13 protein-coding genes are annotated in these 14660 nt (G+C 71.7%); 7 read left to right on the top strand and 6 right to left on the bottom strand.

Going from position 1 to position 14660, the window contains the following annotated elements:
• Nucleotides 1-36: 36 nt before the first annotated feature.
• On the bottom strand, nt 37-699 hold the full coding sequence (locus QSK34_RS19670; protein ID WP_161482358.1) for a TetR/AcrR family transcriptional regulator: 663 nt from the start codon (nt 697-699) through the stop codon (nt 37-39).
• 312 nt (nt 700-1011) lie between these two features.
• Here QSK34_RS19670 and QSK34_RS19675 point away from each other — a divergent pair, with 312 nt between their 5' ends.
• Together QSK34_RS19675 and QSK34_RS19680 are read left to right on the top strand one after the other, a co-directional pair.
• Nucleotides 1012-1863, top strand: a complete 852-nt coding sequence (locus QSK34_RS19675) for an LLM class F420-dependent oxidoreductase (RefSeq protein WP_285585699.1) — start codon at nt 1012-1014, stop codon at nt 1861-1863.
• 106 nt (nt 1864-1969) lie between these two features.
• Nucleotides 1970-2341, top strand: coding sequence for an STAS domain-containing protein (locus tag QSK34_RS19680; RefSeq protein ID WP_285585700.1), 372 nt, complete (start codon nt 1970-1972; stop codon nt 2339-2341).
• Here QSK34_RS19680 and QSK34_RS19685 read toward each other — a convergent pair.
• Genes QSK34_RS19685 through QSK34_RS19695 form a run of 3 tightly spaced genes read right to left on the bottom strand, consistent with a single transcriptional unit; the run spans nt 2338 to nt 4674 of the window.
• Nucleotides 2338-2724, bottom strand: coding sequence for a TOBE domain-containing protein (locus QSK34_RS19685; protein ID WP_030451747.1), 387 nt, complete (start codon nt 2722-2724; stop codon nt 2338-2340). The two genes, QSK34_RS19680 and QSK34_RS19685, sit on opposite strands and share 4 nt — an antisense overlap.
• 10 nt (nt 2725-2734) lie before the next feature.
• On the bottom strand, nt 2735-3688 hold the full coding sequence (locus tag QSK34_RS19690; RefSeq protein WP_285585701.1) for a helix-turn-helix domain-containing protein: 954 nt from the start codon (nt 3686-3688) through the stop codon (nt 2735-2737).
• A gap of 41 nt (nt 3689-3729) precedes the next feature.
• Nucleotides 3730-4674: an alpha/beta hydrolase gene (locus tag QSK34_RS19695; protein WP_285585702.1), complete on the bottom strand. Its 945-nt coding sequence runs from the start codon at nt 4672-4674 to the stop codon at nt 3730-3732.
• Nucleotides 4675-4808: 134 nt separating this feature from the next.
• Here QSK34_RS19695 and QSK34_RS19700 point away from each other — a divergent pair, with 134 nt between their 5' ends.
• On the top strand, nt 4809-5240 hold the full coding sequence (locus tag QSK34_RS19700) for a hypothetical protein (protein ID WP_285585704.1): 432 nt from the start codon (nt 4809-4811) through the stop codon (nt 5238-5240).
• On the opposite strand, the gene QSK34_RS19705 is transcribed toward QSK34_RS19700, so the two are convergent.
• A complete protein-coding gene (locus tag QSK34_RS19705) occupies nt 5179-6000 on the bottom strand; it encodes a class I SAM-dependent methyltransferase (protein ID WP_285585705.1) in 822 nt (273 codons plus the stop codon). The genes QSK34_RS19700 and QSK34_RS19705 overlap by 62 nt on opposite strands.
• Before the next feature lie 24 nt (nt 6001-6024).
• On the opposite strand from QSK34_RS19705, the gene QSK34_RS19710 reads away from it, so the two are divergent.
• The 3 genes from QSK34_RS19710 to QSK34_RS19720 all read left to right on the top strand — a co-directional run bounded on the left by QSK34_RS19710 (nt 6025) and on the right by QSK34_RS19720 (nt 11047).
• The gene (locus QSK34_RS19710; RefSeq protein ID WP_285585706.1) at nt 6025-7200 is read left to right on the top strand and encodes an alpha/beta hydrolase; all 1176 of its coding nucleotides are present in this window, start codon (nt 6025-6027) and stop codon (nt 7198-7200) included.
• A 91-nt stretch (nt 7201-7291) separates the two neighbouring features.
• Complete coding sequence (locus tag QSK34_RS19715; RefSeq protein WP_285585707.1) at nt 7292-9793, top strand: ATP-dependent Clp protease ATP-binding subunit; 2502 nt, start codon at nt 7292-7294, stop codon at nt 9791-9793.
• A 123-nt stretch (nt 9794-9916) separates the two neighbouring features.
• Nucleotides 9917-11047 (top strand): FUSC family protein, encoded by a 1131-nt coding sequence (locus QSK34_RS19720; RefSeq protein ID WP_285585708.1) that lies wholly within the window; start codon nt 9917-9919, stop codon nt 11045-11047.
• On the opposite strand, the gene QSK34_RS19725 is transcribed toward QSK34_RS19720, so the two are convergent.
• The gene (locus QSK34_RS19725; protein WP_285585709.1) at nt 10989-14198 is read right to left on the bottom strand and encodes an nSTAND1 domain-containing NTPase; all 3210 of its coding nucleotides are present in this window, start codon (nt 14196-14198) and stop codon (nt 10989-10991) included. The genes QSK34_RS19720 and QSK34_RS19725 overlap by 59 nt on opposite strands.
• A 110-nt stretch (nt 14199-14308) precedes the next feature.
• On the opposite strand from QSK34_RS19725, the gene QSK34_RS19730 reads away from it, so the two are divergent.
• Entirely contained in the window at nt 14309-14656 is a 348-nt protein-coding gene (locus tag QSK34_RS19730; RefSeq protein ID WP_161482347.1) for a YciI family protein, read from the top strand.
• Nucleotides 14657-14660 lie beyond the last annotated feature (4 nt).

Here is a 14660-nt window from a genome sequence, read left to right on the forward strand (position 1 = left end):
GGCGAAACTATGGCATCAACCAGCACTAACGTCTAATTAGGACCGCTTCCCGCGGCCGCCTTTCGCCCGCGCGGCCGGCACCCGCTCCAGCGCCTCGCGCGACTCCTTCAGCGCGATCGCGCTCTCCACCAGAGAGATGGTCGAGGACACCATCACCTCGAAAAGTTCGCCGGGCGACACCCCGCGCGCCCCGCGCGCCTCCTCCAGCCGGGACACGGCCGGCCCGTCCTCCAGAGCCTTGGCCCCGACCTCCTGCAGGGCGCTGGTCACCGCGAGCAGTTCGAGGCTCTCCGTCACCGGCGCGATGATCCCGAGCGGCACGCCCTCGCGCTGCAACCGCGCCACGAGCGCCTCGGCCTCGGGGGTGCCGCCCAGCGAGGCCCGCCGCAACATCACCGGGATCAGCCCCGGGTGGGCCACCAGGGCGGCGCGGGTGCGATAGGCCGTCAGCGGTAACCAGACCCGCCAGCTCGGATGGTCGGGAACCGGGAACTCGACGCTTTCCAGCGCGAGCTGCGTGACCCCGTCGAGAATCTCGTCCTTGTTCCGGAAGTGGTGGTAGAGGGATGCCCCGTTGACGTTCAGGGCCTCGCCCAGCCGGCGGATGCTGAGAGCGTCGAGCCCCTCCTCGTCGACGATCGCCAGCGCCGTTTCCAGGACCTTTCTCCGGGAGATCAGCGGGACCTTGGGCCGGGCCATGGCACCTCTTCTACTCTGTGAACTTTTGACTTAGAGGGTAACGCCCAACGCCGTTAGACAATGGCCTATCCGTTTACCGCCGCGTCCATTTGCGGAACACCGGTGAAATCGAATTCTCATCCGTCGCCACCTGGGAAAACACACCCGATCGCCACGTTCGGTAAGCGCCGGGTTTGGATTCAACGATATTCATGACCGGCCATCCGTCCACCGACCAGAAGAGGGCGCCGAGGCGGGGTTAAGCAGCTGTTGATCACGGTACGTCACCAGGTAACGCCGTTCACCCCGGCGCGAACACACGAAAGAGGCGACATGAAACCCTACGGCGTTTGGGCCCGGGAGTTCCGGACCGACAACCCGGCCGAGGTCGAGCAGGCGGCGGCCGAGCTGGAGAAGCTCGGCTACGGCGCGCTCTGGGTCCCCGGCGGGACCGGCAGCGGTCTCGACACCGCCGGGAACATCCTGGCCGCCACGACCGACGTCACCGTCGCCACCGGCATCACCAACATCTGGTCCACGTCGGCCCGCGAGGTCGCCGAACGCACCCGCGACCTCAGCTCCGCCCACGGCGGCCGTTTCCTGCTCGGCCTCGGGGTCAGCCACGAGAGCATGGTCGACCGCTTCCGCCCCGGCGCCTACCGCAAACCGCTCACGGCCATGACCTCCTACCTCGACGAGCTCGACAAGGAGGGGGTGACCCCCGACCGCCGGGTGCTGGCCGCCCTCGGCCCCAAAATGGTGGAGGTGGCCAAGAACCGGGCCGCGGGCGCCCACCCCTACCTGGTGACCCCGGAGCAGACCGCCGCGATCCGCTCGGCGATCGGCCCCGGACGCCTGGTCGCCTCCGAGCAGGGCGTCGTCCTGGAGACCGACCCGGCCCGCGCCCGGCAGCTCGCCCGCGAGGCCCTACACCCCTATCTGGCCATGCCGAACTACGTGAACAACTGGCTGCGCGGCGGCTTCGCCGACGACGACGTGAGCGGCCGGGGCAGCGACCGGCTGATCGACGCCCTGTTCGTGTGGGGCACGCCCGAGCAGTGCGCGGCCCGCCTCAACCAGCATCGCGACGCGGGCGCCGACCACGTGTGCCTTCAGGTGCTCGGCACCCCGGCGGGCGAGTTGCCGATGGAGCAGTGGCGCGAACTGGCGACGGTCCTGTTCTAGACGTCCGACAGCCGTCCGCATGACTGGGATCCCACCTTAATGGTCAGAGATTCTCGCAAAGGTGACTATGTGCTGAGACGGTGACTAGCGAGCGAAGGGGGCGCACATGCACCTGGCGGTCGACATCACCGACATCGGCCAAGACACCGTGATCATGTCACTGGTGGGCGAACTCGACATGTTCACCCAGCCGGTCGTCGAGGCCACCCTGATCGGGCTGCACGCCCGGAACGTCAGCCGCGTCGTCGTCGCCGCGGCCGGCCTGACCTTCAGCGATCTCGGCGGCATGCTCACCCTCTGCCGCGCCGACGAGCAGTTACGCGGCCGCGGCGGCGGCCTCACCCTCGCGGCCCCCGCCCGGCAGGTCCTCCGCATCAACGCGCTGCTCGCCGCCGAGGGGTTGCGGGTCTGCCGCTCGGTCTCGGAGGCCCTGGGCGTACGCCTGGCGCGCCACCCCCATCGCAGCCATCGGGCCTAGGAGAGCTCGACCACCACGTTGGTCGACTTGACCACCGCGACCGCGACCGCACCCGGTTCGAGCCGCAGCTCGTCGGCGGCCTGACGGCTCATCAGCGACACCACCCTGAACGGCCCGGCGGCGATCTCCACCTGGGCCATCACGGTGTCGCGCACGACCTCGGTGACGATGCCCCGGAACCGGTTGCGGGCCGACGAGGTGGCCCCGCCGGTCTCCCCGGCGATCTGGGTGCGCGCGAAGGCGGCCAGGTCGGGCCCGTCGATCAGCCGCCGGCCGTGCTCGTCGCGGCTGGCGGCGAGCCGCCCGGAGTCGACCCAGCGGCGTACGGTGTCGGCGCTCACGCCGAGGATCGCCGCGGCCTCACTGATCCTGAACGTGGCCACGCGCGACAGCCTATTCCGGGTGGGCGTGCAGCCGCCGCAGTGCGAACGCCAGCTGCAGCCGGAACCGCCCGCCGGGCTCGCGCACCTCCCACCCGAGCAGGTGCTCGGCCCGCCCGAGCCGGTCGACCAGGGTCGAGTGGTGAAGGGTGAGGTGGGTGGCGGCGGTCCGCAGGCTGGTCGACGTGACGACCGCGTGCAGCGTCTCCAGCGCCCAGGCGGGCAGCGTGCCGAGCGTGACGACGTCGGGCGAGGGCGCCGTCGCCGGGCCGACGGCGGCGGCCACGGCGGCCAGGCCGCCGAGGTCGTCGTAGTGCACCACCCGTGGCCCGAGCACGTCGTCGGCGAACCGGAGCGCGACCTTCGCGTCGGCGTAGGACCTGGGCAGCCGCCCGACCGGCACGACCGGCCCCACCCCGGCCCTGACCTCGCCCAGCGGGTGGCGGGTCTCCCCGTGCGGCTCGACCAGCACGACCCCGTCGGGCAGCGCGATGGCGCGGGCCCGCTCCCCGAGGCGCAGCCTCCTGGCCGCGTGTGACCGGGCGCTCTCCCCGGCGGAGGCGTCCACGACCAGCTCGACGAGGGCGGGGTCGGGCGCCCGGCCCCGCGTCCGGTCGAGCACGTCCCGGGCCAGCGCCACCCCGCGCTCCAGCACCATCAGGTCGACGGGTGAAGGCGGACCGGGCTTCTCCAGGAGGAGTTCCACCTCCCCGGACCGCACCCGCGGCCAGTCGGGGTTCTCCTCAGAGGGGTGGTCATCGCGGTGGCCGTCGGCCAGGACCCGCAGGAAGACGGCGCGCTCCTCGTCGACCAATCGGGCCGCGCAGCCCGCCAGCACCGCGACCCCGCGCACGGTCGCCTCCAGCCCCGCCCGCCCTTCGGCGAGCCGGTCGAAGTAGGCGATGACCTGCACGGCGGCGCTGGCGTCAGGGTCGAGCGCGGCCAATCTTCCGACGAGCTCCCGCATCTCCTCAGTCTCCCTCAGCGGCCGACCGGAATCCGCGCGGCTCAGTGGCCGAGCAGCCGCCGCAGCCAGTCGAGCCGGGCGTGCTTGGCCCGCTGCGACAACGCCGCCTGCGGGACCATGACGTCGAACCCGTGGAAGGCGCCCGGCCACACGTGGAGCTCGGCCTGCCCGCCCGACTGCCAGATGGCGGTCGCGTAGGCGACGTCCTCGTCGCGGAACGTCTCGGCCGAGCCGACGTCGACGAACGCGGGCGGCAGGCCCGACAGGTCGGTGGCCCGCGAGGGCGAGGCGTAGATCGACACGTCCGGGCCGCCGCGGCGGTCGCCGAGGAGGGCCGACCAGCCGGTGTCGTTGGAGGTGTGGTCCCAGACGCCGAGCCCGGACATCTGGTGGCTGGAGACGGTGTCGTTGCGCTCGTCGAGCATCGGATAGATGAGCATCTGGCCGAGCAGGGCGGGGCCGCCCCGGTCGCGGGCCAGCAGGGCGGTGCCCGCCGCCAGGCCGCCGCCGGCGCTGCCGCCCGCGATCACGATCCTGGCGGGGTCGATCCCGAGGTCGGCGGCGTTCTCGGCGAGCCAGACGAGGCCGCGGTAGCAGTCTTCGACGGGGGCGGGGTCGGGGTGCTCGGGGGCGAGGCGGTAGTCGACGCTGACGACGACCAGGCCGAGTTCGACCGCCCACGCCAGCGGATCGGCCAGCCCGACCCGGTGGTCGCCCATGATCATGCCGCCGCCGTGGATCCAGTACACGGCGGGCGCGGGCGTCGGCGCGGCGACCGGGCGGCAGACGACGACCGACACGCCGTCGCCGAGGTCGACGTCGGTGAGGTCGACGATCCCGCCGAGAGTGAGGTCTTCGGAGGGGGTGAAGCCGGTCATCCCCTGGCGGAGCAATGGGATCATTTCGGGCGTGAGCGACGACGGCATGTTCTGCGAGATGACCGCGAGCGCGGCGGCGAGCTCGGGGTCGAACGGTACGGCTGTCATGCCTCACATCCTGATCAGAGGCGCCGTGAGACCCAAGCGCCATGCGGTGGGCGATTCCCGACGAGTGGCGGGAACAGCGCATGTTGAGTAGGCGTACTCATTCTCCCGACGACAAATAACCGGATATTGGCGACATGGGTGTCGAATTGCATAAAAAACGCTCCCGACAGGCGCAGGTCATCACCGCCGTCCTCGTCGGGGCGGCCGTCATGCCGCTCACCGGTGCGGTCGGCCGGTTCCTGTCCTTCAGCGGAATCGGGGAGGGCATCTGCTCGGGCGGCCTGGAGTGCATCCTGCCGGTGCTCCTCACCGCCTATGCCGTCGCGACGGTGGCCGCCTGGGCCGCCCTGGCGCTGCTCGGCGTCCGGCCGGCCTGGCGGGTGACCCTGGGAGGGTCGGTGTTGTCGGCCGTGATCGTCGTGGCGACCCTGCGCCTCTACCCGCCGGGCTACTTCTGGATCATCACCGCGGCCACCGCCGCCTGTTTCGCCCTCGCGGCGTGGGTCAGCTCCAGGAGTAGCGCAGGATCTGCCCGATATTCCGGAACCCCGGCAGACGCGCCATGATCCACATCGCCACCCGCCCGCCCAGTGGATAGTCCTCGACGCCCGGCATGTCGACCACCCGCTGCGCCTCCAGCAGCGTCAGCCCGGGATGCCACGACTCCAGCACACGCGGGTCGTCGACGGCCCAATGGAGGGTCGCGCCGGTCTGCCGGACCGGCCGGTTCAGCTTCTGGAGCCGGATCCCGGTCGAGTTCTGGCAGTCGAAGATGAGCTCGCCCGTCGCGAACCTGCCGGTCAGCCGCTCGATCAGCCGGCGGCCGTCGTCCTCGCGGAGATACATCGACAACCCCTCGAAGACCACCGCGGTCGGCCGGTCGTCGGGCACCGCGCCCAGCCACTTCTCGCTCGTGACCGACGACGCGATGGTGTGGTAGTCGCCGTCGGGCCGGTCGATCACCCGGTCGCGCAGCTCCAGCACCTCCGGATAGTCGAGGTCGATCCAGCGCACCAGGGGGCCGGGGTCGATGCGCTGGGCCCGGGTGTCGAGCCCGCAGGCCAGGTGGAGCACGGTCGCGGTGGGGTGGCGCCGGAGGAAGTCCCTGGTCCACTCGTCGATGCGCAGCGCCCGAAGGGCGACCCCGGCCGCCATCACGGGGGTGATGCCGGTCTTGGCGAAGTCGTAGTCGATTCGCTCGACGGCCTGCTGCGCGACCTCGTCCTTCAGAATCGAGCGGGGGGAGCGACTGTCGAGAGCTCGGCTCCACAGGGTGGCGAGCATCGTCTCCTGGGCGCCGGCGAGGGAGATTTTCTCGCGGTCCATTACTCCATTGTGTACGTTCGCAACGTGGCAGATCGTCTGGATGTATGGACATATGAAATAGATGGCGAATTAGAGGCCGCCTACGACCATTCCGTCACTGACGATGAGCGTGCCGCCGCAGGCCGTGAGACGGTCGCCCAGCACCTGCGGTCGCTCGTCACCGCCAACAAGATCAGAGCGGCCGAGAACTGGTCGGAGAAGCTGCCGCCCGACGCCGAGATCAGGCGGGTCTGGACCCCGCGCGACCCCGCCGCTCTCCGCGCCCGGCTCGACGACGACGACCTGGCGGTTTGGTCGGAGGACGACGTGCTCCACATCGTCTGGCGCGGCACGTGCGAGTACCCCCGGATCTCCGGCGGCGTGCAGTTCCTCATGTGGCCGGTCGACGGCGCCGACGACCTCTGGGAGGCGTCACTGCGCATCCGCCGCCTCGACGAGTCGGTGATCAGCGTGTACGTCTGCCCCGACGCCCCCACGATGGTGGCCGAGCGGGAGTGGCGCGGGAAGCTGGCGCCTCCGGCGCTGCCCGAGGTCTCCGAGCTCCAGGGCTCCCTGGAGGAACACCGGCTCACCTTCCTCGGCGAGCCCCGCACGATCGCCCTTTACGTACCGCCCGGAACCCACGGTCTCATCCCCGCCGTGTGCCTGGCCGACGGCCAGATGCTGGCCGCCTTCGCCCCGGTCGTCGAGGCCGCGATCGTGGCGGGCGCCTGCCCGCCGGTGGCCGTGGTGGGGATCTTCTGCGCCGAGTCCGGCGACGGCGACCCGAGATCGCAGGAGTACCTCCCTGCCCATGACCCCGAGCGGTACGCCGCCCACCTGGCCTTCGTCACCGATGAGGTGATCCCGTGGGCCGACGAGCGGTTCCCCGCCTCGGGCGTCTGGCTGACCGCCGGGGCGTCGAGCGGCGCGGTCTGGGCCCTCAACGCCGCCCAGCGGCGTCCCGACGTCTTCTCCGGCGCGCTCGGGCTCAGCCCCGGCATCCCCCCGGAGACCGAGCTGCACGCCCTGACCAGGAGCTACGTCGGCGGCGGCACCCTCGAATCGGGTTTCCGGTGGGCGGCCGACGACTGGGCCACCAAGCTGACCGCCGCCGGAGCCAAGGTCCGCCACGTCGAGTGGGCCGGCGGCCACGACATCTACTGGTGGGCGCAACACTTCCCGCCCGCTCTAACCTGGCTGACCGTACGCCCTGAGTGAAGTTCGCCGATCGCGTATTCGGTACCCATCACTCCAATTACCGCGTTCTATGGAGTAACAGGGCCCCCCGGACTCCATGGAGCGGCGAGAGATGTTCGAAAGGTTCACCGACCGAGCGCGGCGGGTGGTCGTCCTGGCCCAAGAAGAGGCCCGGATGCTCAACCACAACTACATCGGCACCGAGCACATCCTGCTTGGCCTCATCCACGAAGGCGAAGGCGTCGCCGCCAAGGCCCTCGAAAGCCTGGGCATCAGCCTCGAAGGCGTCCGCCAGCAGGTCGAGGAGATCATCGGCCAGGGCCAGTCGGCCCCCTCCGGCCACATCCCCTTCACCCCGCGTGCCAAGAAGGTTCTCGAGCTGTCGCTGCGCGAGGCGCTGCAGCTCGGCCACAACTACATCGGCACCGAGCACATCCTGCTCGGCCTCATCCGCGAGGGCGAGGGCGTGGCCGCCCAGGTCCTCGTGAAGCTGGGCGCCGACCTCAACCGGGTGCGCCAGCAGGTCATCCAGTTGCTGCACGGCTACCAGGGCGGCAAGGAGGCCGCGGCCTCGGGCGGGCCCCAGGAGAGCGCGCCCGCGACCTCGCTGGTCCTCGACCAGTTCGGCCGCAACCTGACCCAGGCCGCCCGCGAGGGCAAGCTCGACCCGGTCATCGGGCGGGACAAGGAGATCGAGCGGGTCATGCAGGTGCTGTCCCGCCGCACCAAGAACAACCCCGTCCTGGTGGGTGAGCCCGGCGTCGGCAAGACCGCCGTCGTCGAGGGCCTGTCGCAGAAGATCGTCAAGGGCGAGGTGCCCGAGACGCTCAAGGACAAGCACCTCTACACCCTCGACCTCGGCGCGCTGGTGGCCGGCAGCCGTTACCGCGGTGACTTCGAGGAGCGTCTGAAGAAGGTGCTCAAGGAGATCCGCACCCGCGGCGACATCATCCTGTTCATCGACGAGCTCCACACCCTGGTCGGTGCGGGCGCGGCCGAGGGCGCGATAGACGCCGCGTCGATCCTCAAGCCCATGCTGGCGCGAGGCGAACTCCAGACCATCGGCGCCACGACGCTCGACGAGTACCGCAAGCACCTGGAGAAGGACGCCGCTCTGGAGCGTCGTTTCCAGCCGATCCAGGTCGCCGAGCCCAGCCTCAGCCACACGATCGAGATCCTCAAGGGTCTGCGTGACCGCTACGAGGCCCACCACCGCGTCTCGATCACCGACGGCGCGCTCGTGGCCGCGGCGACGCTGGCCGACCGGTACATCTCCGACCGGTTCCTGCCCGACAAGGCGATCGACCTGATCGACGAGGCCGGTTCGCGCATGCGCATCCGCCGCATGACCGCGCCGCCCGACCTGCGCGACTTCGACGAGAAGATCGCCAACGTGCGCCGGGACAAGGAATCGGCCATAGACGCGCAGGACTTCGAGAAGGCCGCCGCCCTCCGCGACAACGAGAAGCAGCTCATGCTCAAGCGTGAGCGGCGCGAGCGCGAGTGGAAGGCCGGCGACATGGACGTCGTCGCCGAGGTCACCGAGGAACTGATCGCCGAGGTGCTGGCCACCGCGACCGGCATCCCCGTCTTCAAGCTGACCGAGGAGGAGTCCCAGCGTCTCCTCCGGATGGAAGACGAGCTGCACAAGCGCATCATCGGCCAGGACGACGCGATCAAGGGCCTCAGCCGCTCGATCCGGCGTACCCGGGCGGGCCTGAAGGACCCCAGAAGGCCGGGTGGCTCGTTCATCTTCGCCGGTCCGTCGGGTGTCGGTAAGACCGAGTTGTCGAAGGCGCTGGCGGAGTTCCTGTTCGGGGACGAAGACGCGCTGATCATGCTGGACATGTCGGAGTTCATGGAGAAGCACACCGTCTCCCGGCTGTTCGGTTCTCCTCCCGGCTACGTCGGCTACGAGGAGGGCGGGCAGCTGACCGAGAAGGTGCGGCGCAAGCCGTTCTCGGTGGTGCTGTTCGACGAGATCGAGAAGGCCCACCCCGACATCTTCAACAGCCTGCTGCAGATCCTGGAGGACGGCCGCCTGACCGACGCCCAGGGCCGGGTGGTCGACTTCAAGAACACGGTCATCATCATGACCACCAACCTCGGCACCCGTGACATCAGCAAGGGCATCGGGGTCGGGTTCGCCAAGAACAACGACGTCGAGGGCAACTACGACCGGATGAAGGCCAAGGTCCAGGAGGAGCTCAAGCAGCACTTCCGGCCCGAGTTCCTCAACCGCGTCGACGACACCGTCGTCTTCCACCAGCTCCGCATGACCGAGATCATCCAGATCGTCGACCTCATGCTGGCCCAGGTGGACGCCCGCCTGAAGGACCGGGACATGGCTCTGGAGCTGACCCCGGCCGCCAAGCAGGTGCTCGCCGACCGGGGCTACGACCCCGTCCTGGGCGCCCGGCCGCTGCGCCGGACCATCCAGCGTGAGCTGGAGGACTCGTTGTCGGAGAAGATCCTCTACGGCGAGCTGCGCCCCGGCCAGGTCGTCAAGGTCGACGTGGTGGGCGAGGGCGAGGCCGCCAAGTTCACCTTCGTCGGCGAGGCCAAGCCGGAGACCGAGATGTACGTCCCGTCGGCGTTCACAGCGAAGCCGTAACAGCGGAAGACCAAGGGCCGGGTGATCCACCCGGCCCTTCGGTTTTGCCGGAACCAGGAAATATCCACCCCCAGGCATGCCGTTTGTCAAGAAATGTCTTATTCGGGGGAGGTGGACACCCGCATGCCGGAACGTCTGACGTCGATCGCCCGCCTGGTCGTCACGGCGATGGCCGCGTATGTGATCGCGCTCGTCCTGCTCGACACCCGGGCGCCCACGCTGGCCCCGCTGACCGCGATGCTCGTCGTCCAGGTCTCGCTGTTCCGGACGCTGAAGCACGCCGGAGGGCGGATCGTCAGCGTCGGGGCGGGCGTCCTGGTGTCGGTGGTCATGAGCGGGCTGTTCGGGCTGAGCTGGTGGAGCCTCGGTCTGTCCGTCGCGGTCGCCCTGGGCCTCGGCCACCTGCTGAAACTGCGTGAACACCTGCTTGAGGTGCCGATCAGCGCGATGCTGATCCTCCAGTTCGGCACCGGCCCGGCCGCCGCCGACCGCATCGTGGAGACCCTGATCGGCGCGGCCGTCGGCCTGGTGACCGTCTTCGTGGCGACGCCGACGCGGCTGCGCCCCGCCGAGCGGGCCATCGCCGACTTCGGCGGCCGGGTGGCGGGCCTCCTCGACGACATGGCCGCGGGCCTGGCCGCCGAGCCCGGCCCCGAGGCCGTCGGCCGCTGGATGGACCAGGCCAGGAAGCTCACCGCGGAGATCCACCGGGTCGAGGCCGCGGTCGACACCGCCGACGAGACGGCCCGCCTGCGCGGCCGCACCCTCACGGGCCACAGCCGCGCCCTGCGCGAGGCCCTCGACACCCTGGAACGCGCGATCCCGACCGTACGCGGCCTGGCCCGGAGCATCAGCGACCGGACCGGCCTGCGGCTGTGGGAACCCGGCGTGCGGGAGCGCCTGGCCAGTGTGCTGCACGACCTGGCCCAGACCACCCGCGACTACGCCGAGGCGGCCACCACCTGCTGCCCCGCCGAGGCCGAGCGCCTCACGGGCGAACTCGACCGCTCACTGACCGAGGGCCGCCGCATGCGCGACGAGCTCGGCGCCGTCCTGCGCGAGGACCCGGGCCACTGGCCGCTGCACGGCGAGTTGCTCGTCCACCTCGACCGTCTCCTCGACGGCCTGCGCGACGGCCAGGACCCGCTCGTCCACCGCCGCAACATCCGCCCGCACGAGACCCGCCGCCCGATCGTCAGCAGAGCCGCCGATAGGGCTGACCGGGTACGTGCACGCGCCACTCTTCGGGTGTGAGAGTGCGGCCGGCCTGGTCGCAGACGAGGTCGCGGGCGTCCGCGCCGTAGAGCGTGGAATCCCAGATCTCCAGGGCCGGTTGGCCCGGGGCCGTGAACCGGCCGCCGCCCACGAGAGTCCCGCCGTCGGGGCTGAAGGCCAGCGCGCTCGCCGCGAAGGCCGGGACGCCGTCGGCGGGGGCCCGGCCGTGGTAGGCGCCCAGCGGCCGGCCGGTCGCCACATCCCAGAAGCGCACCATCCCACTGGCGTCGCCGCTGGCCAGCACGCTGCCGTCGGGGCTGAACGCGACCGACAACACGTCGCCGGTGTGCCCCAGGAGGGCCGGACCGGCGGCCGTCGCCCTCACCGGATCCCACAACCGGATCACCCTGTCGGCGCCGCCGGTCGCCAGCAGCCGCCCGTCGGGACTGAACGCCACCGCGCGCACGTCGCCGTCGTGGCCGCCGAGCCGCCCGGTCAGCCGCCGGGTCTGGTTGTCCCACACCTCCACGTTCGCGCCGTAGGCCAGCGCGAGCGTCCGGCCGTCGGGGCCCAGGACGCCGTGGTTGGTGACCTCCTGGGGCGGGTTGGCCCACAGGGGCTGGCTGGTGCGGCTGTCGACGTCGAGCAGGCTGATCACGTTGTCGGTGCTCAGCACGACCAGCCCGCCGGTCGTGGGGTCGAACACCATCGAGTGCACCCCGGAGGTCCGCGTCTCGATCGGCAGCCCGAGCGGGGTCCGCGAGGCGGTCCGCCAGAGGCGCACCGTGCCGGCGGCGTCGCCGGTGGCGAAGATCGTGCCGTCCTGGGTGAAGGCGATCGCCTCGACTGTGGCGAACCGGCCGCTCTTCGGGTCGGCGACCCGGGTGGTCAGGTCGAGCACGGAGTCGTACGCCGCCGTGTTCCAGACCCGGACCGTCCGGTCGGTGGCCGCGGTGAGCAGGGTGCGACCGTCGGGCAGGTAGGCCACGGCGACGACCGTCCCGGTGTGGCCGGTGATCGTGTCGCCGACGCGGCGGCGGCTCGCGGTCTCCCAGATCCGCACCGCCTCGTCGCCGCCGCCGGTGGTGAACGTGCGGCCGTCGGGGCTGAACGTGATCGTCTCGACCGCGCGGTCGTGCGCGGCGAACTCGCCCCGCGGTGTGAACTCGCGCTCCCCCACCCCCCAGATCTCGACGCCGCCGTCCGCCCGGCCGACGGCCAGGGTGCGCGTGTTGGGGGTGAGCGCGGCCGAGGTGACCCGCTCGGAGGGCAGCAGGCGCAGCCGTTTCCTGGTCGGCAGGTCGAAGACCTCCAGGCCCCGCGCGGTCGCGGTGTAGAAGGTGTCGCCGTCGTTGCCGAACAGCACCAGCGGGCGCTCGCCCGCCGCCGGGAACTCCGCCACCGGCTGGGCCGTGGTGGTGCTCCAGATCGTGACCGGCCGTCCGGCCGCCGCGACGGCGATGGTCCGCCCGTCGGGGCCGAACGCGACGGCCTTGCGGCCGAGCCCGCCGTCGTCGACGGCCACCAGCATGTCGCGGGCCGCGGTGTCCCAGATCCGCACCGAACCGTCGGAGGCGGCGGTGGCGAACCGGCGGCCGTCGCGGGTGAAGGCGAGCGCGCTGATCGGGTCGTCGTGGGCGTGCACGACCGCGAGCCGGGCGCCGTCCCGCCAGAGCGTGACGTCGCCGCCCGACGTGGTGGCCGCCAGCCCGGCGGCGCTGACGACCATGGTCTCCACGCCCGGCGGGCGCAGCACGTCGAGCGCGGGATGCGCCGCCGACGCGCGCAGCCCGGCCGCCGCCTCGGGCAGCGCGGGCGCGATCTCGGCCCCGGCCAGCCGCAGCAGGCGGGCGAGCACCGGCTGGTCGGCGGCCAGCGCGTCGCCCTGGGCCAGCAGGTGGCGGGCCACGGCGACCGTGCTGCGGCCGACGGCGGCGTCGCGGTCGCGGGCGGCCCCGTTGACGAGCAGCGCCAGCGCGCCGGTCGCCCCGAAACTCAGCACGAGCAGCGCCACCGCCGCGATCGAGAACAGGCCGCGCACGAACGTGCGCCTGTCGTCGGCCCGCCGCCCCTCGAACTCCTGGGCCGCGCTCGCCTCCAGGAACGCCACCTCGGCCGGGGTCAGCTCCCGCCGGATGCGCCGCACCGCCGCCCGCGCCGCCGCGAGCCGGGAGCCGGTGTAGAGGTGGGGCGGGGCGAACCCGCTGAGCACCCACCGGTCGGCGTCGGCGGCGAACTCCCGCCGCACCTGACCGGCCGCCCGGTCGGCCTCCGTCCACGCGGTGAACCGGGGCCAGGCCCGGATCACCGCCTCGTGGGCCAGCTCGGCGGTCTCGCCGTCGGTCCGGACGAGCCCGGCCGCCACGAACGGTTCGAGCTCAGGCGTCATCGGACCCGGCCGCAGCGTGCCGTGGGGCCCGGCCAGCGCCGACAGCGCCGCCCTGGCGTCGTTGCGGACCAGCGCCCGTTCGGCGCTGCGGGGGATCGCGCCGGTCACCCGGCCGGTGGCCCGGTAGCCCTCGAACGTCAGCGGGCCGCCCTCGCGCCGGTCCCACATCACCCGCAGCGTGTGGGCCAGCAGCGGCAGGTCGCCGTTGTGGTCGGCGACGATCTCGTCGACCAGGCCCTCTTCGAAGGTCACCCCGTGGGCCAGGGCGGGCCGCTCGACGGCCGCGCGGAGGTCGTACCCGGACAATGGAGAGACGAGCAGCGGCCGGGAGAGGGCCGCGACCAGCTCGGGGTGGGCGGCGGCGTCGCCGGTGAAGTCGGCCCGCAGCACCAGCACCACCCGGGCCCGGGTGGCGGCGAGCGCCGCGACGAAGGTCCGCCGCGCGTCGAGGTCGCGGCAGAGCACGAAGACCTCTTCGAACCGGTCGACCACGACCAGCCCGGGGTCGCCTGACTCGTCGAGGTGATGAGGCGCCGCGGCCAGCCGGTCTCGGTCGATCGCGGTCCCGAACGCGGCCAGCAGCGCGCCGACCGGATCATCGCCGGGCCGCAGGCGCAACCCGCCGAGCCCGACGTCGACCAGCGAGGTCTTTCCCGCCCCCGAGGCGCCCGTGACGACGAGGAGCCGCTCGTTCTCGGTACGCCGCCGCAGCTCGGACAGGAGGTCGTCGCGGCCGAAGAACACGGCGGCATCCGGCGCGCCGAAGGCCGCCAGCCCCGGATAGGGAGGCCTGCTGCTCACCTGACAAGCATGGCCGGAAATCGCAGAAAAGTAACCGGCGGCTGTCGAAACACCCGCCGGCCGTTCGTAGAGGGGTCGTAGGTTCGCACGAGAACGAACGGAGAACACCCATGCGCTACCTGATCACGCTGACCCGCACCGCCCAGCCCGAGACCCCGCCGCCCGCCGAGCTCATGTCGGCGATCATGCGGCTCGGCCAGGAGGCCACCGAGGCCGGCGCCCTGGTCGACCAGAGCGGCCTGCGGGGCCTCGCCGCCGAGGTCGAGGTCGTCGGCGGCAAGCTGACCGTCTCCGACGGCCCGTTCGCCGAGGCCAAGGAGCTCATCAGCTACGCGATCTACGAGGTCCGCGACGAGGCGGAGGCGATCGAGTGGGCCAACCGGTTCATGCGGCTGCACCGCGACATGTGGCCCGGCTGGGAGGGCGTCTCCCGCGTCTTCCCGCTGATGACATTCTGAGGGT

Origin of the sequence: Herbidospora sp. NBRC 101105 (genome assembly GCF_030269205.1) — a bacterium.
GTDB classification, from domain to species: domain Bacteria; phylum Actinomycetota; class Actinomycetes; order Streptosporangiales; family Streptosporangiaceae; genus Herbidospora; species Herbidospora solisilvae.